Source organism: Rufibacter glacialis, assembly GCF_008271745.1.
GTDB lineage: Bacteria > Bacteroidota > Bacteroidia > Cytophagales > Hymenobacteraceae > Nibribacter > Nibribacter glacialis.
This window is the reverse complement of sequence record NZ_VKKZ01000022.1, coordinates 309,292-333,011: the sequence shown is the minus strand read 5'-3', so window position 1 is coordinate 333,011 and position 23,720 is coordinate 309,292. Positions and strand designations below refer to the sequence as shown.

At 53.7% G+C, this 23,720-nt stretch carries 14 protein-coding genes; 7 read left to right on the top strand and 7 right to left on the bottom strand.

Translation table 11 applies throughout. From position 1 onward, the window contains the following. Positions 1-5: 5 nt before the first annotated feature. The 7 genes from FOE74_RS15200 to FOE74_RS15170 all read right to left on the bottom strand — a co-directional run bounded on the left by FOE74_RS15200 (position 6) and on the right by FOE74_RS15170 (position 15,081). Entirely contained in the window at positions 6-1,112 is a 1,107-nt protein-coding gene (locus FOE74_RS15200; protein ID WP_225840840.1) for an ROK family protein, read from the bottom strand. Between the two features lie 867 nt (positions 1,113-1,979). Next, positions 1,980-3,917 (bottom strand): peptide-N-glycosidase F-related protein, encoded by a 1,938-nt coding sequence (locus FOE74_RS15195; protein ID WP_149099476.1) that lies wholly within the window; start codon positions 3,915-3,917, stop codon positions 1,980-1,982. Positions 3,918-3,967: 50 nt separating this feature from the next. Further along, positions 3,968-5,263 carry a glycoside hydrolase family 27 protein gene (locus FOE74_RS15190; protein ID WP_149099475.1) on the bottom strand — a complete coding sequence of 432 codons (1,296 nt, stop codon included), beginning with the start codon at positions 5,261-5,263 and terminating at the stop codon, positions 3,968-3,970. A 270-nt stretch (positions 5,264-5,533) separates the two neighbouring features. Next, positions 5,534-7,999, bottom strand: a complete 2,466-nt coding sequence (locus tag FOE74_RS15185; RefSeq protein ID WP_149099474.1) for a glycoside hydrolase family 95 protein — start codon at positions 7,997-7,999, stop codon at positions 5,534-5,536. Positions 8,000-8,404: 405 nt separating this feature from the next. Continuing rightward, positions 8,405-10,753, bottom strand: coding sequence for a glycoside hydrolase family 20 protein (locus tag FOE74_RS15180; protein ID WP_225840838.1), 2,349 nt, complete (start codon positions 10,751-10,753; stop codon positions 8,405-8,407). Positions 10,754-11,158: 405 nt separating this feature from the next. Next, complete coding sequence (locus tag FOE74_RS15175; protein WP_225840837.1) at positions 11,159-13,399, bottom strand: glycoside hydrolase family 20 protein; 2,241 nt, start codon at positions 13,397-13,399, stop codon at positions 11,159-11,161. Between the two features lie 131 nt (positions 13,400-13,530). Beyond that, complete coding sequence (locus FOE74_RS15170; RefSeq protein ID WP_149099472.1) at positions 13,531-15,081, bottom strand: alpha-L-fucosidase; 1,551 nt, start codon at positions 15,079-15,081, stop codon at positions 13,531-13,533. Positions 15,082-15,999: 918 nt separating this feature from the next. Between FOE74_RS15170 and FOE74_RS15165 the strand changes: the two genes are divergently transcribed. The 7 genes from FOE74_RS15165 (at position 16,000) to FOE74_RS15135 (ending at position 23,334) form a co-directional block, all read left to right on the top strand. Continuing rightward, complete coding sequence (locus FOE74_RS15165) at positions 16,000-16,929, top strand: sugar phosphate nucleotidyltransferase (protein WP_149099471.1); 930 nt, start codon at positions 16,000-16,002, stop codon at positions 16,927-16,929. Then, on the top strand, positions 16,926-18,074 hold the full coding sequence (locus FOE74_RS15160; RefSeq protein ID WP_149099470.1) for a phosphotransferase enzyme family protein: 1,149 nt from the start codon (positions 16,926-16,928) through the stop codon (positions 18,072-18,074). Before FOE74_RS15165 ends, FOE74_RS15160 begins: the two co-directional genes overlap by 4 nt. Positions 18,075-18,078: 4 nt before the next feature. Then, a complete protein-coding gene (locus FOE74_RS15155; RefSeq protein WP_149099469.1) occupies positions 18,079-18,723 on the top strand; it encodes a carbohydrate-binding family 9-like protein in 645 nt (214 codons plus the stop codon). Between the two features lie 138 nt (positions 18,724-18,861). Then, positions 18,862-20,298 (top strand): Gfo/Idh/MocA family oxidoreductase, encoded by a 1,437-nt coding sequence (locus tag FOE74_RS15150; RefSeq protein ID WP_149099468.1) that lies wholly within the window; start codon positions 18,862-18,864, stop codon positions 20,296-20,298. A 511-nt stretch (positions 20,299-20,809) separates the two neighbouring features. Further along, positions 20,810-21,889 carry a LacI family DNA-binding transcriptional regulator gene (locus tag FOE74_RS15145; protein WP_149099467.1) on the top strand — a complete coding sequence of 360 codons (1,080 nt, stop codon included), beginning with the start codon at positions 20,810-20,812 and terminating at the stop codon, positions 21,887-21,889. Positions 21,890-22,000: 111 nt separating this feature from the next. After that, positions 22,001-22,744, top strand: a complete 744-nt coding sequence (locus tag FOE74_RS15140; RefSeq protein ID WP_149099466.1) for a pseudouridine synthase — start codon at positions 22,001-22,003, stop codon at positions 22,742-22,744. 398 nt (positions 22,745-23,142) lie between these two features. After that, positions 23,143-23,334 (top strand): cold-shock protein, encoded by a 192-nt coding sequence (locus tag FOE74_RS15135; protein ID WP_149099465.1) that lies wholly within the window; start codon positions 23,143-23,145, stop codon positions 23,332-23,334. Positions 23,335-23,720 lie beyond the last annotated feature (386 nt).

The following is a 23,720-nucleotide window of genomic DNA, read 5'->3' as shown; positions in this document are numbered from 1 at the left end:
TTTTGTTAGTGAGCCAGTAGCACAGCACTTTTTTTCCCTCCTTTACTCCTGCTCTTATCATAGTTCTCCATCACCAATGCTGCGGCACCTATCACTTCAGCTTGGTGCCCCAAAGAAGAAACCTTGACCTCTACATTCTCTGAGATATTAGGAATACAATGTTCATTAATGGCTTGCTGGATGGGAGCTAGCCACAGTCGCCCGGCCTGGGAACCTCTTCCGCTTAGCACAATCAATTTAGGGTTAAGTAAATGGATCAAAATGGCAATCCCTCGCCCTATATTATAGGCAATTTCATAGAACAGCTCAATGGCGAAGCGGTCTCCTCTTTGAGCCGCTTCCATGATTATATTGGAGGCTTCCTCTACACTGTCGGTAGGCAGGTTCTGTAGGATCGTGACCTTGCCTTCCTTTATGCCTTGGGTTGCTTTTTCAACTACCACCAACAAAGAGGCTTCTGTTTCCAGGCAGCCGCTTTTGCCGCAACTACATATCTTATTGTTGGTGAAAAGGGGAATGTGGCTGAATTCGCCCGCAAAGCCATTGTCTCCTCTGAACAATTCTCCATTCAGGATCATACCTAGCCCAATGCCCCACCCCAGGGAGAGCACCATGACGTTCTTTTTTTTGACGGCGACGCCGAATTTCTGCTCGGCCAAGGCTACCAGGCTGGAATCATTGTCAATGAGCACCGGAAGCCCTACTACAGCCTCAATGTGGCTTACAATACTTCCTTGGCTTGTCTTCAGGAAAGAGTGGTTGACTCCTTTCTCCACATCCACAAACCCAGGCATTCCAATACCAATCCCAACAACACTATCTTTATCTACCCCTGTTTGGGTGATGAAAGAATCAATGTAGTCTGCCAGTTGGGGCAACGCGTTGGGGTTATCCGTGAGGGGCAGGTCAATCTGTTCCACCTCACCCACTAAGGTATTGTGCATGTCCAGAAGGGCAATCCTGGTGACTAACTGATCCATGGCCACAGAAACCACGAACATCAGGTCTTTTTTAAGGGAATACATCTGGGGCCTTCTTCCTCCGGTGGAGTGCGCATAGCCATTCTCTACCACGGCCCCTTCTGCGATGAGTTCATTCAGCACCTTTGTCACCAGAGGAAGGCTCTTTTTGGTAAGTTTACTTAGGTCTGCACACGAGAGCTCCTTAGTAAAATATAAGAACTTGATGACACTCCTCTTATAACCGGTTTGCTTGTCAAACATCTAATTTAAGCCTTGGTTTACCCCTGAAATTAAATTTATGTTAACAAGGTAGTGTTTGTTTTAAATAATTAAAAAAACTTTTTGATTTTTTTAATTACTACCGTCCACTTGTAAAAAAAGGACACTTTTACCAAGGCAGTAATTGTCTTCACCTCCAGCGGAAAGGTGGCTTTTTACGGAAAGCAGCTTTAGGCCTCGGTTTTAAGAAATTAAGGGATATACCCGTTCTATACTTCTTGAGGACACCTACGCGAGGCATCTTTCTCCGGCATTTTCATATTCTGATGTACCGGGAAACGGGACTATTTCTTAGCTTCCACAATAGCTCCTGGGTTTAGAATCTCCTTCACCTACATGGGCACTGCTGAGCATTTCATCCTTTGCCAGGAATACTCGGCTTTCTCTAGGGCACAGCCTCACCCATACGATTATGTGCCTAACCTCCTTAAATAGTATATCTATGTTTTACCCCTTCTTTGCGAAAATAGCCTCTAAAGAGCCCGGCGACGTTGACGTCTACTTCCTTAAGTACTTTTCCCCTATAAAATTCCTTCCCCAATGCAGGAACAGGACTAGCCAACAAGAACAGACTTTTGTGTACTGGATTACGGGATTTTCAGTCAACCGGCTCCTAAAATGGATAAGGCATTCTTTTGGCCTATTCATCTAAAAATTCCTTGGAAACGTCAACCGGCTGCTGCCACCTGGGAATCAGGTAACAGCAGCCGGTTGGTGCCTAGTCTTTTTTACAGGATCTTACTCCTTCAGCCTGATGCGCTTTTTGAATTTCTCTTCGCCGCCAATCAAGACCTTAAGGTAAAACCTTCCTTTGGGGTGGTGGCTTAGGTCATAGGTGAAGATCCCTTCCCTGATCTGTTTATAGGTTTGCTCGTGTACCACCACGTTGCCCGGATCAGTGACAATCTGCACCAGCACATCCTGGGGCGAGTTGGCGTAGTAATCAAAGGTAGTGCTGTCATTGGTGCGCGTGGGGTACAGGCCAAAAGAACTAAGGTCCGCTACGGGCGCCTTTGGGCCACCTACCGTAAAGGAGTACTGCACAGAAGATCCAAAGTCTGATTCAAAGTCCTGGAGCATGGCGCCTTGCTGGTTGAGCAACCGGGCCTTGCCGCGACCGCCTCTGGGGTTGGCCCAGAACTCCAGTCCATCGCCTTTGGCGTCCAGGAGGCTGAAGGTGTAGGTTCCTTTATCTAAATACAGGGTGTCACGGTAGAGGGTGTTGGCTTTGAGCGTACCGGCCGCCCGTTCCTTCACTACTTTTCCGGCTGCGTTTTTAACAGAATAGCTGGTTTGCTCGGGTTGGCGGTTGGTCATCAGGTACACGATCAGCACGCTATCCTGGCCGGGCACGGCCGTAAACCTGCTGCTCATCTTGTTATCTGCCGTGTATTTGTCCTTTTTCCCATTCGGTTTCAGGAGTTCTACCTCGAACTCATTTTTCTCTCCCTGACCGTGCAGGAGGCCGGGTAATACCAAGTGTTGCTCGGCGGCCGGGGCCAATTCGCCCTTCCAGGTATATTCTTTCCGGGGGAAGCCCTTGGTGCCGTACCGTACCTTCACCTCCCGCAAGGGCTCAGCCCCCAGGTTTTTGATCAGGATTTGCGGCTGGGCGCCAGCGGGGTTCAGCCGCCGGTAGGCGTCTTTGGAGGAAGGAACCATCACGTCTACCAGGGCTACGTCATGCTTGGCTTCTGGCGCTTTGTACTGAATCAGATAGGCTGTGATGAATTCGTCAGCGCTGGGGTTAGAGGAGACATAGGGCTGCATGTTGATGTCCACGGAATGCTGCCCACCCGGCTTTACCGCCAGGTCATAGAGGTCCGGCTGCATGAGGTCACCAGGGCACCAGTTGGCTCTGTCGTACACCCAGGTGCCGGCCTGAGGATATAAAGGGTTGTCGCCGCACTTTTTCCAGATGTCGCGCTTGTCAATCATTTTCCCGTCATACCAGATCTCGCGGTATTTATTGCAGAACTCGGCGCAGTTGTCTGGTTTGTCCATACCATGTCCGGTCTGCACCACCCGCAGGCGGGCCATGGAAGCTTGCGGGTTCGCCTGGAAAGAAACAGGCTTCAAGAGGGTCTCAATGTCTTTGGCGCTGTCGCCGTACCGGTAGGCACCGTCATAGATCTTCTGGATGGCAATGGGCTGCCGGGCGGGTTTCCCTTTGATGATCTCAAACTCCAGAGTCACGCTCCAGCCGCGGTCTTCGTTAGGCTCCCAACCGGTGTGTTCATAGTCTATCTCCACGCTATCACGCAGGAGCAGGCTGAAATCTGTCACGTCCACTTCCCAGTTAAACTGCCAGTCTTTGGCGAAGGCCCCGCCATAGGGCGTGAGCATGCGGGCAACCTCATAATCCAGGGAGGCGCCTTTCACCCCGCCGGTCCTCCGGATGGTGATATGGTCTTTGTAGTCCCAGTCGGCGCAGCGCATGTTATCAGGGCAGCCCATGCGTACTTTCAATTTTATGCTGCGGATGTCTTCTTTCACCTTCGGGAACACGCCCCAGGCTTTATGATGCTTGGTGCCCTTGCTGGGGTCAGTGACCACGGTCACCTTTTGGTGGGTGGTCACCCGCAATGTATCAGAAGCGCGCCCGTCCAAGGCAAAAAGCAGTAACAAAGCCAGCAGGCCGAAAAAATGTTTCTTTAAGTAAGGTTTCTTGGTCATAAAGGGCAGTAATAGGTGTTTAAAAAGGTAAGCGGCGGGTAAGGCGATGGTTATTTGTATTGAAAGACATTGAAAGGCCGGGCGGTACCCGTTACCTTCAGCACTACCACGCCGTGCGCCGGAATTTCAAAGCTCATCTTCTTGCTGGTGGAAAGCGGCAACTCTTTCTTCTCCCACAGGTTGCGGATGGTATAGCCTCTGGCCGCCTCCAGCCCCACCGAATTTGGCTGGAGCGCCATGGTAGCTTTCTGTGCCGACCTGTTAAGCAGCGCCACCGCCACCTGGCCGCTCATGGTGGAGCGGAGGGGCTTGGCCCATACTTCCAGCTCTCCCTGGTCTTGCAGGCGCCGGGCTTGGTACCCCAATTTGTCTTGGTTTAAGGCAATCAGCTCCTTATTGGTCAAGATACTGATGGTCTGCGGAGTCATTCGGCGCAAATCATTTCCGGCCAGCAAGGGCGAGTTCATCATGCACCACATGGTAAAGTGGGTCTTATCTTCCTCATAGCTCATACCCCGGCCCACCTGCAGCATGTCCATATCATTGACATGGCCCGGGGAGGAGTGTTTCCAGAGGTTGGCGTTGAGATCCACAATATGCATCACGGAGGCGAAGGTGTTGTCTATGTCCCCGGAAATGCGCCAGGAATCTGCCAGGGGCACCACCCAGGTACCCGGAAACTTCCAGCGGCACACATTGTACACGGCCTCCGGTTTGATTTGCCTTATCAGTTGCCCAATGTGGGTATACCGGGTCTGCTCGTCCAGCCCCAGCCAGTCGCCACCGCACCAGTCAACTTTGATAAAGTCATAGTCCCACTCCTGTAGCATCAGCCGCAGGTCCTGCTCTTCGTGGCCGTACAGCCCCATGCCTACCCCCACGGTATCTTTGTCCCAGTAAGAAGCGCAGGTGTTGATGCCGGCGTCAGAGTAGATTCCCGCCTTAAGGCCTTTGGAATGGATGTACCGGCTCAGGGCCTTCATTCCCCCCGGAAACCGGGTGGGATGGGCCAGTAAGTTTCCTTCCGCATCGCGGCCCCCAAAGAAGCCGTCATCAATGTTCAGGTAGGAATAGCCGGCCGCCTTCATTCCAGTGGACACCATGGCATCAGCCTGCGACCGGATGATCTCCTCGGAGATGTTGGCCCTGAAATTATTCCAGCTGGCCCAACCCATGATAGGGGTCTTCGGGCGGACCGCCGCCTGGCCTTGCTTTCCCCCCAGCGGGGAAATACCAGGGGCGACGTTGCTGCCAGGCTTCTGGCAGGCAACCAGCACGGCCAGCCCCAGCAGTAGGCCAACCTTCCTTACCTTATTTTCTACCCCGAAAGGAATACGATACCTCATACAAAACTTTCATTACTTTCTTCTTAAGACGACGGCTCCATAGGCCAATTGCAAGGGATAACTCATCGTTTCCGGCACTTGGCCTACCCCCATTTAAAGTACCCTTGATTCCAGTTTCTGGAGGCAAGGAGTTTAGCCTGAAGGATCTTCCCTACCTTCCCATGAAGCACTTCTATCTTAGAAAAGGCTCCGGCGGTTTAGGCACCTTTTTTTTAAAAACGACCTAAAAACCTAAAACAACCACTTCCGGCTTAGTACTTTCCCCTACCCTCACCGCTTGATGCTGATTTGGTAGACGCCGTTATTCACGGTTTTGAACCTTACCTCCGCGGCGTTTTCAGTTGTTTTTGCCAAAGTCTTCCCTCCTGCATCCACCACGGTGGCATTGGGCGGCAAAAGAATCCGGCAGGGTTCGCCCTGGAGGGAGACTACCTTCGCCTGCACGGCCTGGCCGCTTTCCCAGGCGAAGTCCACCACGAAGGCACCCCGGGCCCGCATGCCTTTCACCCGCCCCTTCTGCCAGTCCGGGTCTGAAGGCAAGGCAGGCAACAAACGGATCACATTCTCCGGACCATGGCTTTGCAGCAGCATCTCCGCCAGGCCGGCGGTACCCCCAAAGTTGCCGTCTATCTGGAAGGGCGGGTGGGCACAGAACAGGTTGGGATAGGTACCCCCGGAACGGGTGTTCATGCCACTGGACGGGATCACGGGTGTCAGCAATTGTTTAAACAGGAGAAGGGCATGGTCGCCGTCGCCAAGCCGCGCCCAGAAATTGATCTTCCAGGCTCTTGACCAACCGGTGCCGCCATCTCCCCTTTGCTTAAGCGTCTCACGGGCGGCCTGGGCTAATGGCGGCGTGGCCCAGGGGGTGATCTCGTCATAAGGGTGCAGGGCATACAGGTGCGACACATGCCGGTGGGTTGGCTCCGCGTCTGACCAATCTTCCAGCCACTCATTCAGGTCACCGGCGGCACCAATCTGGTTAGGGGCCAGCCGCTGCCTGATCTGACCGATCTTCTCGGCCCAGGCCGCATCTTTCTTCAGGATGCGGGCGGCCTCCAGGCTATACCCGAAGATCTCACGGCAAATCTGCAGGTCCATGGCGGGCCCCATCACCGTCTGGCCTTTGAACCCCGAGGGCATGACGTAGGTGTTTTCGGGGGAGTTGGAAGGCGCCGTCACGAGCCATTTCTTTTTGGGCTCTTCTACCAGAATAGACGCCAGAAACGTGGCCGCGCCTTTGATCACCGGGTAGTACTTGGCCAGGAAGGCGGAATCTCTGGTGAACTGGAAATGCTCCCACAGATGCTGGCTGAGCCAGGCGCCTCCGGTAAGGGTGGACCCCCAACTGGCTCCTTCGCCCGGCGAGGTGAAGCCCCAGGGATTGGAAATAACGTGCGCCACCCAACCGGGGGCGTTGTAATAGGCCTTCGCCGTCTTCTGCCCGGTTTTTACTAAACCCGCGGTAAACGCATGCAGCGGAGCAGCCAAGTCACCCAAGCCGGTGGGTTCTGCCGGCCAGTAATTCATCTGTAGGTTGATGTTGAGGTGGTAATCGCCGTTCCAGGGAGTTTGCAGTTCCTCGGCCCAGAGGCCCTGCAGATTGGCGGGCAAGCCTCCCGGCTGCGAAGAGGAGATCAATAGGTACCGCCCGAAGTTGTAATACAAAGCCGGCAACTGGGGGTCTGGCTTGTTCTGCGCATACCGGATGAGCCGTTCTGGCGTGCTCAAGGTATCTACGCCCGCCGCTGCGCCCTGCAACTGGAACTGGTTCCGGTGCCAATAATCGCCAAAGGATGCCAGATGCCTTTTCTTCAGCCGGTCTACCGAGATTTTAGTGGCTTGCGCCAGCACCTGGTTCACGGTTTTGGCGGGGTCCGGCCCGCGTTGGGTGTAATCAGCCAGGTTGTAATCAGTGGCGGCGGTCCAGAGCAGCAGGCATTCATCAGCGCCGGTGACCTGGAGTTCACTGCCTTGGACCACGGTTCGGCCTCCTTTAGCCTGCACCTGCACGGCCGCCATAAACCGCATGCCCGGCTTGTCGCCATTGGGTAATTGCCCGGTGAGCACCACCCGGTTCGGCTTGGCGGAAACCCGCGCATTTTCCTGGCGGCTGAGCGTGGTGGTGAAATTCAGGCCTCCTTTTGCGGAGGAGCGTAGCCGGAGGAGCAATATTTTGTCAGGGATGCTCAGGAAGGCTTCCTGGGTGTAGGTCACGTTGCCCCGTTTCCAGGAAGTGGTGGCGGTGGAGGTGCCCAAGTTCAGGGTGCGGCGGTAGTGGGTATAGGCTACGGCGGTGTCTCCCCATTTAATATGCAGCTTGCCCAAGGTCTGGTAACTCCCGAACGGGACGTTTTTGCCGCTACCGTTTCCAGACCCGGCGCCTTTAGCTACAAACTGTTTTTGCAGCAGGGCCTGCGCTTCTGCGTTTTTCCCTTGTAACAGGAGGTTCTGGATCTGCCCCAGGTACAGGTGGGCCGCAGGATGGTCGGCTTCCTGCACCCCACCCGACCACAGGGATTTCTCATTGAGGACAATCTGGTCATGGCTCGGATTCCCTCCAATCAGGGCTCCTAACTGGCCATTCCCCAGGGGCAGTGCCTCATGGAATGTAGCCGCCGGTTTCTTGAAGAACAACGTCTGATCGCCAGCCTGCGCCAAGCTCACCTGGCACACTCCCAGCAGGAGCAGGAGAATCGCGAATAAGGCCTTCTTTTGAATCTTCAAATGGATCATGCCAATGTGGGTCACCTTCCTACAGAAGATGCACCGGTTCTGATTAAGTATTTAATTTTGGGTAACGGCCTCTTTCAAGGGTGCAGCTACAGGTGGCCCATCCCTCTTTAAAGGCGGGGTTACTTTATTCCTTTTTTCTGATGGTATTCCTTGGGCCCAAATTTTCCCGTTTGAACCAGTAGGTCACTGCTTGATCCAGGAGCAGTGGTGTAGGGCTTTCCTACGTAAGAACTTGGGTTGGATCTATTGGTAGAATCGCCTGCCAATCCATTGGTATAGGCAGGCGATTCTAAGAGTAAAAGCCGTTCCGGTTTACAGGCCCATTTTTAAAAATGGGCCCTGAAACCTATTCTGCCTCAAAGAAACAGGTTAGGGGTAGAAAGGCTTTCTGGCAAGGGCAACGGATTATTTCACAATGATCTCGTCAGTGAATAACCAGCCTTTCTTCTCCTCGGGCTTGGCGCCTGAGCGGCCGTTTTGGGCAGTCACTTTCACGTAGCGGGCTTTTTTGTTAGGCACCTCGGCTACCAGTTCCTCTTTGAACACACCCGGTTTGTCAGCTATTTCGCTGAACACTTTCACCGTCTTGTATTTCTTACCGTCTTTAGAGATGGCGTATTCCACGCGGGCCGGAAGATGGATGCCGTCGTTTTTGGTTTGCAGGTAAGAGCTGGAGATGCTGTTGATGCGTTGTTTCCCTTTCAGGTCAATCACGGCTTCCACATCGGTACCCAGGAAACCGAGCCACTGACCGTTGGTGAAGCTGTTGGCAGCCTGCTGACCGTCTACCAGCGTCAAGGGGCCAGCGGCGGTATAGGTGCGGTGCGGGGCGTGGGTCAGATTCACGGTTTGCCCAAAAGCCTTGTGCATGTCTACCTTCTTCGTGCTCACCTTGCCCATCTGCACGCCATCCTGGAAAGAGGCGGCTTTCACTTCAGCGGACTGCACCAGGTTGAAAGGCCCAGTGTAGGCATTCGCCTTTGGCGAAGGCGCAGATCCGTCCAGGGTGTAGTAGATCTGGGGGCCAAGGGCATCTGTAGCCAGGGTCACCGTAGCAGCGGCTTTGGTAGGGTCTACTTTGATCTGCTGCTTCACGTTGAACGTGCTTTTGGCGTAGTTCACGCCCATGGTGGCGTAGCGTCTGTACTGCTGTTGCATGCGGTTCTGGAAATCATTCCAGTCTTTCCTGGCCACCGGCGTCCAAAGCACTTCAGACAAAGCCGACATACGCGGGAAGATCATGTACTCCACCTGCTGGGTGGTGGGGATGTACTCCGTCCAGACGTTGGCTTGGGCGCCCAAGATGTATTTCTTCTCGTCAGCGGACAGCACGGAAGGGATAGGCTCAAAGGAGTACACCTTCTCCAGAGTGGTGAGGCCGCCAATGGCTATTGGCTCCAGACCAGGTTCTCCCTGGTAGTGGTCAAAGTACACGTGTGAGCCCGGGGTCATGACCACGTAGTGCTTCTGTTTGGCGGCGGCAATGCCTCCCTCGGTACCTCTCCAGGACATCACGTAGGCATTCGGGGCAAGGCCACCTTCCAGGATCTCGTCCCAGCCAATAATGGTTCTGCCTCTAGCGTTCATGAATTTCTCCATGCGCTGGATGAAGTAGCTCTGTAGTTCATGCTCGTCTTTCAAGCCTTGGTCTTTGATGCGCTTCTGGCATTTAGGGCATTTTTCCCAACGGGTCTTAGGCGACTCATCACCCCCTATGTGCACGATCTTGCTGGGGAACAGCGCCATCACCTCGGTCATGATGTCTTCCAGAAAAGTGAAGGTTTTCTCGTTGCCGGCGCAGAACACGTCGTCAAACACCCCCCACTTCTTTTCTACCTCAAACGGCCCGCCGGTGCAGGAAAGCTCTGGGTAGGCGGTGAGGGCGGCCAGCGCGTGGCCGGGCATCTCAATCTCAGGAACAACCGTGATATAGCGGTCTTGGGCATATTTCACCACCTCTTTGATCTGCTCCTGGGTATAGAAACCGCCGTGGCGCTCAGTGGAGAACTGGTGCGGCTGCTTGCTGTAGTGCCCAATCAGGGTACCATCGCGCCAGCCGCCTACCTGGGTCAGCTTTGGGTATTTCTTGATCTCAATGCGCCAGCCCTGGTCTTCGGTCAAATGCCAGTGGAAGGTGTTCATCTTGTGCATGGCCAGGTAATCTATGTAGCGCTTCACAAACTCCACCGGGAAAAAGTGACGGGCCACGTCTAGGTGCATGCCGCGCCAGCTGAAGCGGGGTTTGTCTACCACTTCCAGGGCGGGCAGGGTTACCGGGGAAGTGGTAGGCTGCGCGGGAAGCAACTGCCGGATGGTCTGGGTGCCCAGGAATAAGCCATTAGGCGTTTTGGCGGCCAACACCACGCGCTCTGGCTGCACTTTAAGGGTATAGCCTTCCTCGCCCAGCGTATCTACCGGGGTTTTAAGGGTCAGGAAGATACTGTTGGTGGCGTTCTTGTCCGGTGCTTTCTGCACGATGGCCGGCTGGATACCGGTCATTTCCTTGAAACTGCCGGCCAACTGCTCCCCTATCTTGCGAAGCTGCTCATTTTTGGCATCCACAAAAATCTTGGTGTCTTTGGTCAGGGCGAAGCTACCGCTTTGGCGACTCAACTTCACGGGCTGGGGAATAATGGAGATAGCCTGTTGCGGCGCCTTCTCCTGTCCGGTGGCCACCGAATACGGGGCCGACAGGAAAGTCAAGGCACACGCGGTCACCAGGCCAACCATCTTTTTGCTCAGGGTCAATTTCATGTGATGAGGGTTGTGTTAAAAATTGAATTTAGTTTATATGTTGCTCCTGCCTTGGGGAATGTAGTAGCCCCTAGGCTTTTTGCTTGGTTGAATTATCTTCTGTGTTCCTCTTAGCGGCTAGAACTGGAGCAACCCCGCGTTTCTATTTTGCCCGCCTTTTTCAGAAACCGGCTCTGAAACGCCATTTTAGTGGGCAAATCACCGGCCACGTTTCTTCCTTCCTTTTACCAAAACAGGCCTTTTTCGTCCAGGACGATTGTCGTTTTTCCGGTTATCCAAAGCCTCTGTTTTTCTCCTTTTTCTGGAAAACTATCCGCTTTTCTTACTTTCTTAAGTAGTAGCAGTTTTTGGCTTACTTTGCAAAAAACGTCCTCTAAACGACTTCCTTTTTCGGCCCAGGCCGATTTACTGCACCATGATCTCATCCGCGAAAAGCCACGTGGGTTGCCCTTCCCCGCTGTGTCCTTTGGGGCAGGCCGGTAAGGCCTTAGCCGTCACGCGAACATACCTGGCCTTGCGGGCCGGGAAGCTAGCTTTGAAGTCATGGATAGTTGATTGCTGCTCGTCTGCGGAGATGGTGTGCCCCACTGTTTGCACCTCCTTGAAGCTCTGGCCATCGGCTGACACCTCAAACGTCACGGCGGTAGGCAGGAAAATCCAGTCGCGGTAGTGTTGGAGGCAACCCAGGGTGATGCTGCGCACGGTTTTCTCCGCGCCCAGGTCTATGGTGGCCACCAGGTCGCGGCCGTTGAAGCCGTGCCAGTATTTGCCTACCGCGTGCTTCGCCCGTACCCCATCGGTGAGGGAATTGGGGCCGTTGGCGGGGTAATGGCGATTCACGGGGTTCACGTACTGCACGTCTTTCCCCACGGCTTGGTGCACGGAGAAGGCTTGCTCGGCGGCTTTCAGGCCCATCACTTTCCCGTTCATCACAGAAACCGCCTTTATCACCACTGATGAATCAATCTTGAGCGGCTGGGTGTACTGCGGGCTTTGGGTGGTAGGTTCAGAGCCGTCTGTGGTAAAATGGATGGTGGCGCCGTGCACCACATCTGAGGCGAGTTGCACCCGCAGTTTCCCGGCCTCCGACAATGGGGTGATCTCTACCGTGTAATTGCCCGGGGAGTACTGGAGGCCTCTCTGTTCAAAGCCCCGGAAATGCTTTTGCAGGCGTTGGTTGAAGCTTACCCAGTCCTTGCTTTCCTTCGGTGACCACACCACCTCGGCCAGCGCCAGCATGCGCGGCAGCACCATGTACTCCAAGTGCTCCGCGGTGGTGATGTACTCCGTCCAGACGTTGGCTTGGGCACCCAAAACATGCTTTGCCTCCTCGGGAGTCAGTTCTTTGGGGATGGGTTCGTATTCATAGACCTTCTTGAGGGTGTTGAACCCGCCAATGGCCAGGGGTTCGCCCTCGGGGCCAGCCTGGTAATGGTCAAAGTACACGGGGTTGCCGGGCGTCATGATCATGTCATGCTTCATCTTGGCTGCCTCAATGCCGCCGGTCTCGCCCCGCCAGCTCATGACGGTGGCCTGAGGTGCCAGCCCACCCTCCAGGATCTCGTCCCAGCCAATGATGCGGCGGTTCTTGGAGGCCAGGTACTTCTCCATCCTCCGGATGAAGTAGCTTTGGAGCTCTTCCACGTTTTTCAGGTTCTCTGAAGCCATGCGGGCCTGGCAGCGGGGGCATCTCTTCCACCCTGATTTGTCTACCTCATCCCCGCCAATGTGCACGTACTGTCCAGGAAACAACGCCACCACCTCCGTCAAAACCTCTTCCAGAAAGGTGAAGACCTCTTCGTTGCCGGGGCAGTAATTAGCTGAGATGCCGGTGTAGTTTCCGCCGGTGAGCGGCAGTTGCGGTTTCTGGGCGCAGCTCAGGTGTGGGTAGGCCGCAATGGCTGAGGCCACGTGGCCGGGCATCTCAATCTCGGGTACCACGGTTACGTTCCGCTGGGCGGCATACTGTACAATCTCCTTTACCTGCGCCTGGGTGTAATAACCGCCGTAGGTAGGCACCTCGCCCTCTTTGGCCTGGGGTCGGTCGCTCCATACTTTGTCGTTCTGGTCTACGCGCCAGGCGCCTACGCTGGTGAGGCGGGGGTATTTCTTGATCTCCAGACGCCAGCCCTGGTCATCTACCAGATGCCAGTGGAAGGTGTTCATCTTGTAGCTGGCCATGAGGTCAAGGTACTGCTTCACCACGGCAGGCGAGAAGAAATGGCGGCTTACGTCCAGGTGCATGCCCCGGTACTGGAGCCGGGGATAATCTTTGATCGCCATGGCTGGCACTGCTAAAACAGCGTTCGTGCGCACCGCGGGAAGGGTCTGGATCAGCGATTGAATGCCGTACACGATCCCGGCCTTGGTGTTGGCCCGGAGCCGGATGCCGGTGGGCGTCACGTCTAACAGGTACCCTTCTTCCCCAATCTCTTCTATTTTCTCCAAGGCAAACGAGACGGTCTTTCCTTTGCGGTTTTTGATAGGCAACTCCAGCCCGGCCACCTGCGTGAGGTAAGCGTTCAGAAACTGGGCGGCGGGTTTCAGAATTTTTTCATTGTTCTCCAGCCTGATGGAAGTTTCCCCGTCTATCACAAACACACCTTCCTGCACCTGCAAGCTAACTGGTTGCGGAATGATGCTCACCCTGGTTTGGGAAAAGCCTAGGAACGGCAGAAAGCATAAGAAAAGGACCTTTAGGAATTTACTCATCAGAAACTAGTTGGGGGCAAACAGACACACATGGGTTTATGGACAGGTAGACAGTTTAAAAAGAGCTACTGGCCCAGGCTAGGTTTCCCTTCCTTCAGCAAGGCGTTCTGATAAAGCCCAAACTCAGATAGGGTTGGGTTCAGCCGAGACGAAAGAATCCGCAACCGTACTTTACTGGCGGTGACTGGGTTAAAGCGCAGAAGCCGCTTATAGCCTACGGTAGTGCCTTCGGTGGCTTTTTTCCAGGTCTGTCCATCCAAATACTCCAGGACAAAGGATTCAATGCGCTGGCCTACTGCAATATTTTCTTGCAGCATTAATACATCAAAGGTCTGCTGGCCTTTTAGTTGCAGTTCTATGACGGCCGTGGTGTCTTTTTCTGAGGAAGTGGTGAAATAGGTATTGTACTTGCCGTCCAGGATTGCATTCAGGTTTTTGCCGCCCGCGGCCTTGATCTTGGCTTTTTGGGCATAGTTTACCTTAAACGTCTCGTCACGCAGGCGCTTCCAGCCCTGGAGGTTCTTCACGTCGGCCTCGTGGATCAGGCCCCGTGTATCTGGGGGCAGGTTGAGCAGCAGCACACTGTTGCGCCCTACTGAGCTGTAGTAGATGTCCAGGAGTTTCTCAGGGGTTTTCACGCTCTGGTCTTCCTTCGGGTGGTGGAACCAACCCGGCCGAATGGACACGTCGGTCTCCGCGGGGTACCATACCAGGCCCGTGGCGTTCCTGATTTGCTCACGCCCGCCCAGCACGGTGCCGCGCATGTCGCCCTGGGGTTTAAAAGCCAGGCCCTGCTGCGAATTTGCCGCCGTGGCCGTTTGGTCCAGGTTATTGGCCGGCACCACACTCCACTCTGTTTCGCGGCCGTAACCGGTCTCGGTACCTACCCAACGGATATCTGGGCCCATGACTGCAATGGTGGCGGCCGGTTGTAGCTTGCGGATGTGCTGGTACCACCGCTCAAAATCATACACCTGTTTCTTGCCGTTTGGTCCTTCGCCGTTGGCGCCATCAAACCACACTTCTTCAATGGGGCCGTATTGGGTCAGGAGTTCGGTGAGTTGGGCAATAAACAAGTCATTGTAGGCCTCGGTGCCGTACACCGGCGAGTTCATGTCCCAGGGGGAAAGGTAGACCCCAAACCCGATGCCGTACTCCTTGCAGGCCTCGGCCACCTCTTTGACCAGGTCACCCTTGCCGCCTTTCCAGGGGCTGCTTTTCACCGAATGGTCCGTAGTGGCGGTGGGCCACAGGCAGAAACCGTCGTGGTGCTTGGCCGTCAAAATCACTTGTTTGATCCCCGCCTCCTTGGCCACGCGTACCCACTGGCGGGCATCCAGTTGCGAGGGGTTGAAAATCTTGGGGTCTTCTTTGCCGGTGCCCCACTCGCGGTTGGTGAACGTATTCACGCCAAAATGGAAAAAAGCCGTCAATTCCAGCTGCTGCCACTTCAACTGCCGGGGCGAAGGCACCACATGGGCCGCCTTCTTGATGATCTCCGCCATGGAGTCTTCCGGCTTTATCAATACATAGTTCTTTTCCTGGCCTTGCTGGGCAAAGGCCGCGGAAGCTCCCGTCAAGAGCAGCGCAAACAAGCTGGAGGCAATTCTTTTCATACTGGTTTCCTCAGATGATGGTATAGATTCTTTGATGGTCCTTCTATCCTAGAAGCAATTGTTCCTCTTCGCTTCTTTGTACCTCCCCTGCCATTTCCTCTGTCTCAAGCCCTTACCCCTTCACTTTCCCAAAGCAATTTTACCTGGGTAAGTTGAAATTGGATTGCCCGCTCCTATAGCGGTGGTTTTAGGTCTATAAAGGGAAATGTATAAACACCAAAAACTCCTTCTAGATAGGCGCAGACTAATAAACCGGGCAAATGTGTGCTTTTTAGCGTGATCGTGCACACAAATATATATTTTATTCGCAAGCCGCAAAAAGAATTAGACTTTAATGCTGGCCCTTTTCAAAGAAGGTTTTCGGCTGTTTTTGGAAAAACACGCCCTTTTCTCGGGTATTTGCTTTTTTGGGGGAAGACGGACGGACGGCCATCAGGAAATATCTCTTTTAAAAGTTTCTCAACGTAAAAAAAGTTTGATTCCGTAGATTAAGGGGAGGTTATAGTAAAATTCTCGGCTAAGGAATAAGCCTATCACGACAAGGAGGAAATAAAGGATTGGGTAATGAAAATCCATCTCCAGAGGATTGATACATCTCCTTAAACGTAATTGCCCATTAGTTTCAAGGAGAAGGTGTTTCCGGGTCATTTCTTAAAAAACTGTCTTTAAACAACCTATCCCTCCTTGGACTAAAAAGGTTCCTCCTCCTATTTCACAGGGAGTGCGTTTACGAACAGAACCTTTGCGTGTTCGTAAACATTGTCATCTTTTGTTTAGTTTTTTTCTATTCGTTTTTTAACTTTACTCCTCACCACTGGCAACCGATATTTCTTTCTCCAGTGGGTTTAGTCTTTGAGACTCCTTTCAAAAAGTTTGAGTTTTCTAGATCCTTAGGATAATCGTCTTACCTGACCCAACATGCGCACCACCCCCACCTTACTTGTCCTGGCTGCCGGCATGGCGACCCGCTATGGGAGCCTGAAGCAGTTAGACAGTTTTGGCCCCCATGGCGAAACCATTATTGATTACTCTGTTCATGACGCCCTCAAGGCTGGCTTCGGCAAGATCGTCTTTGTGATCCGGGAATCTATCCGGGAGGAATTTGAGGGCGCTATGCGCCACCAGTTCCCCACCCTGGACAACCTCTTCTATGTGACGCAGGAACTGGACCATTTGCCCGCGGGCTACCAAGTTCCTGAAAACCGGATCAAACCCTGGGGCACCGGCCACGCGGTTTGGGTAGCTTCCTCCCATATCCAGGGCCCATTTGCTGTCATCAACGGCGATGATTTCTACGGCTACCGGTCTTTTGGACTGGTGGTAGATTTCCTGCGGCACAGTACGAGTGAGACTGAGTATGGCCTGATAGGTTTCAAGCTGGAGAACACCTTGTCAGAGCATGGGGCCGTCTCCCGAGGTCTGTGCCAGCTAGACGAGGAGGGATATTTAGAGGCCGTCACCGAGCAAACGCATATCATCAAAACAGGAGATGGTATTGAGGCGCAGAACCCAGACCAGGAACCGCTGCAACTTACCGGGCAGGAGCTTGTCTCCATGAACCTGATGGTTTTTAAGCCGTCTGTGTTTCCTCTTTTTGAACAGGGGCTGAAGGAATTCCTGGAGGAGAACAGCACCAATCCTAATGCGGAATTCTATTTACCGGCGGTTGTAGACCACGCCGTCAAAACCGGAAGAGCCCAGGTGAAAGTGCTGGAGACTCCGGAAAAATGGTTCGGGGTGACTTACCCAGATGACAAAGCGGTGGTCATGCGCAACCTCCAACGCCTGGTGCACGAAGGCACCTATCCTCAAAACCTTCGGGAGACCCATTCTGCCAACTCTATATGAAAGACACCTGCAACGCCGCCGCCCAGACCTTAACAGAGGTGCTGGCAAAATTCGCCACGGCAGGGACCGTGGCCGGAATAGAGCCCTTCGGGTCCGGCCATATCCATGATACTTACTGGGTTAAAACCGCGGAGTCCACCTCCCCTGATTACCTTCTGCAACGCGTGAACCACCACGTATTCAAAGATGTGCCCGCCTTGATGGAGAATATCCTGCTGGTGACGGCCCACCTCCGGAATAAGCTGGCCGCCACACCCGAAGCCAACCCGGCAGAGGAAGTTCTGACACTGCTCCCCACCCGCCAGAACCAGGCCTTCTACCAAGACGGCGACGGAAATTTCTGGCGCATGTTCCTTTTCCTCCAGAACACCCGCAGCTATGATCTGGTAGAGACAGAGCAGCAGGCATTTGAAGGAGGCCGCGCCTTTGGCCGGTTTCAGGCGCTTTTGGTAGACCTGGAACCTGGGTTGCTGCACGAGACCATCCCGCATTTCCACAACCTCCAGAGCAGGCTTCGGCTCTTTGACCTGGCCTTGGTGCACAACCATGAAGGCCGGGCCCAGGAAACCGCCGCTGAGATAGCTTTCGTGCAGGAACGGGCCGAGACCATGCTGGGCATCCTTACCCTGGGCCAGGAAGGCAAACTTCCCCTTCGGGTTACCCACAATGACACCAAGTTCAACAACGTGTTGCTAAACGCCCAGGACCTGGCCCAATGCGTGATTGACCTGGACACCGTGATGCCGGGCTACGTGGCCTATGATTTTGGAGACGCCATCCGGACCACCGTGAACGCCGCCCCCGAGGACGAGGAAGACCTGGCCAAAATACAGGTGAACCTGCCTTTGTTTGAGGCCTTTACCAAAGGGTACTTACAAGAGGCTGGCACCTTTCTAACAGAAAAGGAGATTGAATCCTTGACCATGGGCGTCACCCTCCTGCCCTTCATCATGGGGCTCCGCTTCCTGACCGATTACCTGGGCGGTGACACCTACTATAAAATCAAACACCCCGGCCATAACCTGCAACGGGCTCGGGCGCAATTCAGGCTGGTGCAGCTCCTGGAAGAAAAACAGGAGCATTTAGGGGCCATTATCCAAAAAACGGCTCAAAACTGTCGCCTCACTGCCCAAGGCCAAAGCTAAGCGTATGAAAATCCTGCAAATACCCCAGATCCCCCATTTGTTTCTCCAAGGCCCTATCCAGTTGCTAACCCAGGAGCTGGATGCGCTGCCTAGGCACCCGGTGGCGGAGATGCCCTGGCCAGATGCGCTGGCCAAACCAGACGTCACCTTTTCCATGGCCTACAACAGAGACTGCCTCTTCCTCAAATACTACGTGCAGGAGCGCTCTGTCCGGGCGCGGCACCGCCGTACCAACAGTCCTGTCTACAAAGACAGTTGTGTGGAGTTCTTCATCGCCTTCCAAGGCGAATCTTCTTACTACAACCTGGAGTTCAATTGCCTGGGTACCTGTAGAGCAGGCTTCGGCCCGGGCCGGGAAGACCGCACCTTATTACCAGAAAGCACCTTAGCCAAGATCAAGACCTGGTCTTCGTTGAAGGTAGATCCGCGGCAGTCGCCGAGGGTTCGGTGGGAACTAACCGTTGCCATCCCGTCAGAGGTGTTCACGGCCCACCGCCTGCCTTCGTTTGAAGGGGTGCCGGCCAAGGTGAATTTCTACAAGTGCGGTGATGAACTGCCTGAACCCCATTACCTGACCTGGAACACGGTGAAGGCTCCCCAGCCCAACTTCCACCTGCCCCAGTTCTTCGGTAAACTCCTTTTTGCCTGAGTTCTGTAAAAACAACCTGAAAACACAACATCGGAACGGAAACACCTGGCGCACATCACCGGCGCTTCTTTTCCCCTGATCATCTGCAAACTCCATCAGCACCAAACCACAAACCACATCCTATCAACACGAGAAATCATGAAAAACAACCGCAGAGATTTCCTTAAGATTTCCGGCCTGGCCGGCCTGGGCCTGGCCAGCTCTGGTCTCTTGAGTGGCTGTGCCACGGCAGAGCAGGCCTCCAAGCTGTCACAGATTGAGAAACAGGCCAAACGGAAGTACACCCAACGCTTTAATATGAGCGGCTACCAGGCCCCTAAACTTGATAAGGTGCGCATTGGGTTTGTAGGACTGGGCATGCGCGGGCCCGGGGCGGTGTACCGCCTGAGCCGCATTGAGGGCGTGGAGATCAAGGCCCTGTGCGACCTGTTACCGGAGCGGGCCGAAAGTGTGAAGAAGAAACTTCAGGACGAAGGCTTTGCCCACAACCCCACCCTTTACTCCGGCAAGGAAGATTCCTGGAAAGAGATGTGCGAACGCGATGACATAGACCTGATCTACATCACCACCCCCTGGCACCTGCACACGCCGCAGGCGGTGTACGCCATGGAGCACGGCAAGCACGCGGCCACCGAGGTGCCCGCCGCCACTACTATTGAAGAGTGCTGGCAACTGGTGGAAACGTCTGAGCGCACCAAAAAGCACTGCATGATGCTGGAGAACTGCTGCTATGACTTCTTTGAGATCCTCACCCTGAACATGGCCCGCCAAGGGTTCTTCGGGGAGATCGTACACGGCGAAGGCGCCTACATCCACCAGTTGGTGGACCTCAACTTTGACAAGAAGAACGGGTACCAGAACATGTGGCGCCTCAGAGAGAACATGACCCGCAACGGCAACCTGTACCCTACCCACGGCTTGGGCCCCATCTGCCAGGTCATGAACATCAACCGCGGCGACGTGATGGATTACCTGACGGCCGTGCAGACCGATGACTTCATGATGTACGAGGAAGCTCAGAAACTCGCAGCTTCTGATCCCTTCTACAAGCCGTTCGTGCAGGATACCTATCGGGGCAACATGAACACCACCACCATCCGCACCAAGAAAGGGAAGACCATGATGATCCAGCATGACGTGACTTCGCCCCGCCCCTACTCCCGGATTCACCTGGTGAGCGGCACCAAAGGCATTGCCCGCAAGTGGCCGGAGCAGAAGATCGCCACGGGCCATAGCTGGCTGTCAAAAGAGGAGGTGAAGAAACTGGAGGAGCAGTACACCCCAGATATAGTGAGAAAGATAGGCGAAATGGCCAAAAAGATAGGGGGTCACGGCGGCATGGACTTCATGATGGACTGGCGCCTCATTGACTGCCTGCGCAATGGCCTGCCCCTGGACCAGGACGTATACGATGCCGCCTCCTGGACCGCAGTGGGCTTGCTGAGTGAGTGGTCGGTGGCCAACCGCTCCAATTCCATAGACGTGCCTGACTTTACCGTGGGGGCCTGGCAAACCAATGCCCCTGTCAACCTCTCGTTGGCCGGTGGAGGAACCACCAACGTGATCATCAAGTAACTCCGTTCTGGATCTTTCCTGCGCGCCCAAAAGGAATTCCGGTTACCGTTGCCCCAGGTGAAAGTCTGGGGCAACGCTTTTGAGGACAGTCCTTCTACCCTTTCTCCTAATAGGACACTCCTGCTCTATCATTTCCCAGTGTTCCCATTGTTCCATGCGAGGAGCGCCTGCCCGACCTGCCGAGGTTGGGCAGGCTGCTTCCTTTTTGGCTAAATGGCTGACTTTCTACTACGCAGTTATCCGCTTTTTTTACAAGAATAAGCCGTAAACACCATGGGTTCCTGCACGGGAAGGTTTACCGGGACTGGCTGTGTTTAAAAAAATAAATATTGGCGTACCTTTACCTTCAGAGATTTCTGCGGCTCTGGGAGGACGCAAAGAGCCCTCAAATCCTTGGCCTACCCTTGAAGAGAGCACTTCCCACTGCCGCTTCTCCCTGAACAGACAGATAGAAAAAGTACCAGGAGTTCCAGGCCTTTTATACTTGGAAGCAAGATGATAATTGAACGATATGAAAACGGGCAACGCAGATAGAATGGTAAGGATCAAAGACATCGCCGAAAAAGCGAAGGTCTCCACGGGAACCGTAGACCGGGTGTTGCATGACCGCGGAAGGGTGGCCGATGACGTGCGTCTGCGGGTTCTTAAAATAGCCAAGGAACTCAACTACAAGCCCAACCTCCTGGCCCGGGCCCTGGTCAAAAACAAATCCTTCCGCCTGGCGGCCCTTATCCCAGACCCTTCTATTGACGGGTACTGGCAATCTCCCAAAGATGGCGTAGAGAAAGCCGAAGGCGAGCTGAAGCAGTACGGCATCATGGTCACCCAGTTCATCTTTGACCCTTTTGATGCCAACTCCTTCTCCAAAACCGCAGATACCCTTGACGCAACCAAATTTGACGGGATCTTGATTGCCCCCATCTTCTATCGGCAGTCATTGGGCTATTTCAGGCAATGGAAACAGAAGGGCGTCCCATTTGTGCTGTTCAACACCCACATCCCCGACTATGAGCCGCTCATGTACATTGGGCAGGACTCTTACCAGAGTGGTTTTCTGGCGGGCAAACTCCTGCACTATGGCAGCAAAGAGAAAGGCACCTTTGTGGTGGCCCATATAGGCGAAGACATCCAGAACTCCTCCCACCTTTTGCACAAGGAACAGGGGTTCAAAGACTACTTTTTCCAGCACCACCTGGAGAAAGAGCACCAGGTGCTGCCCATCGATTTCCAGGGCAATTCTTCGGCCGCGGTTGCCGGGCAGCTGGAAGAGGTCCTGCAGAAAAACCCGCAGGTGAAGGGCATTTTCGTGACTACCTCCAAGGCCAACATGATTGCCGAATACCTGCACCGGAAAAAGGTGGAGGGCATTTGCCTCATTGGGTACGACCTGATTGAAAAGAACCTGCATTACCTGGAGAACGGTACCATTGATTTCCTGATCAACCAGAACCCAAAAGGGCAAGGGTACTATGGAATCTACGCCCTGGCAGACCACCTGGTCTTCCAGAAGAAGAACCAGCCTATCAAATACCTGCCGCTGGACATCATCACCAAAGAGAACCTGCAATACTACATTGACGCAGATAATTAACGGGCAAGGATTGCCTTTACCAGAAACAGCCCCTCCCTCCTTCAACAAAGCTCTCCTTCCGGGCAGCAGGGTCCCAGGTTGGGTAAATAGGGCCCAAAACGGTAAAAGAACGTGCTAGAGATAATATTTGAAGACGCGCACTATGTGGCCATTAACAAACCCAATGGGTTACTGGTGCACCGCACGCGCATTGCCGAAGAGAAAAAAGAATTCGCCCTCCAGATCCTGCGCGATCAGTTAGGCTACCGCCTGTTTCCCCTGCACCGCTTGGACCGGGGCACCTCTGGCGTGTTATTATTCGCCAAGTCGGCAGAGGCCACCGCTCCCGTGGTGAAAGCCTTCTCTGACCGCCAGCCAGATAAAACCTATTTCGCGGTGGTGCGGGGCTATGCGCCCGAAGAAGGTACCATTGACAGCCCCATCAGGCCAGACAAAGACCACCAGCACAAAGATGCCCAGGAGGCCATCACCCATTTCAAACGGCTGGCCACGGTGGAACTACCCATTCCGGTGGGCCCCTACCAAACCGCCCGCTACAGTTTGGTGAAAATCAAGCCAGAAACCGGCCGCATGCACCAGTTACGCAAGCATTTCGCGCACCTCCGGCACTACATCATTGGCGACAAGAAGCACGGCGACTGGCGGCACAACCGCATGTTTTTAGAGGAACTGCGGAGCCAGAGTTTGTTGCTGCACGCAGCCTCCCTACAATTTGAACATCCGTTTACCGGCGAATCCATAGAGATCAAGGCGGCGTTGCCGGAGAACATGCGGCGCCTTTGCCAACAATTCTCCTGGCTTCCGGTCCTGGCCCAGCAAGATGCCCTGCCGCAGCCGGTACCGTCATCCCTTTAAGGGGAAAGGCCAGTAAGCCGCCACAGGTGGATGTAATTACCTCGGTGACATGGAACGTCAGAAGAAAGGACTTCCTGCCCCTTATAGATGAAACGCGCCACGCCATCCAGGTTAAAAGCCAGCCGCTGAAGAAGCAAGACGTGAGCATCAGCGTCTATTTCCTTTCTTACTTGCCCTCTTGCCCAACAACTTACCCCCTTGGCAAAGGTCCCGTTGTCTATTCAGGGCAAACCTGGCAAAGTGCTACTTAGGCCAAAAATTTATTTTCCTAAATTTTGGATATTTTATAAGTTATTAAGCTTTTCTTGCTAGATTGTAAACTTTTTATTGTACATTGTACGAAATAATGAACGTATCTACTGCCCCTGGTGTAGTAGATGTATACTAACGCAGCACGCATGAACAATGGAAAGGTAAAATTCTTCAATGAGCAGAAAGGTTTCGGCTTCATTAAAGAATCAAACTCGGGACAGGAGTATTTTGTACACGTTTCTGGGATTACTGAAGAAATCAGAGAGAACGACGAAGTAACTTTTGATCTTGAAGAAGGTAAAAAAGGAGTAAACGCGGTTAATGTTAAACGCGTCTAGTATATAGAAGAATAAAAAAGCCTTACGACTTGTAAGGCTTTTTTATTCTAACCGGCAGGGTTTTCCCTGTCTTTTTTAACCTCGGCTCTGCCTGGCAGGACCACCAAAATTAATGGCATGAACAGAAAATATCTAGTAGACACTGAAACACGTGAGTATCTATGTATCGCTTTGAAAAAAGGACAGGATTGGGTTCCTAACAATCAGGATTCCCTTCCTAATTTTATGAATACGCGTTCTAAAGAAGGAAATGCCGAAGCAGAATTGGTTTCCGGCGAATTCAATGACAACACCTTCTTTGAGAAATGGATCCGCAACGGGACCAACTTCTTATTCAGGTAAGGCCCCGCTACCGGCACTGCCGGCCTACTATTCACCATCACTCG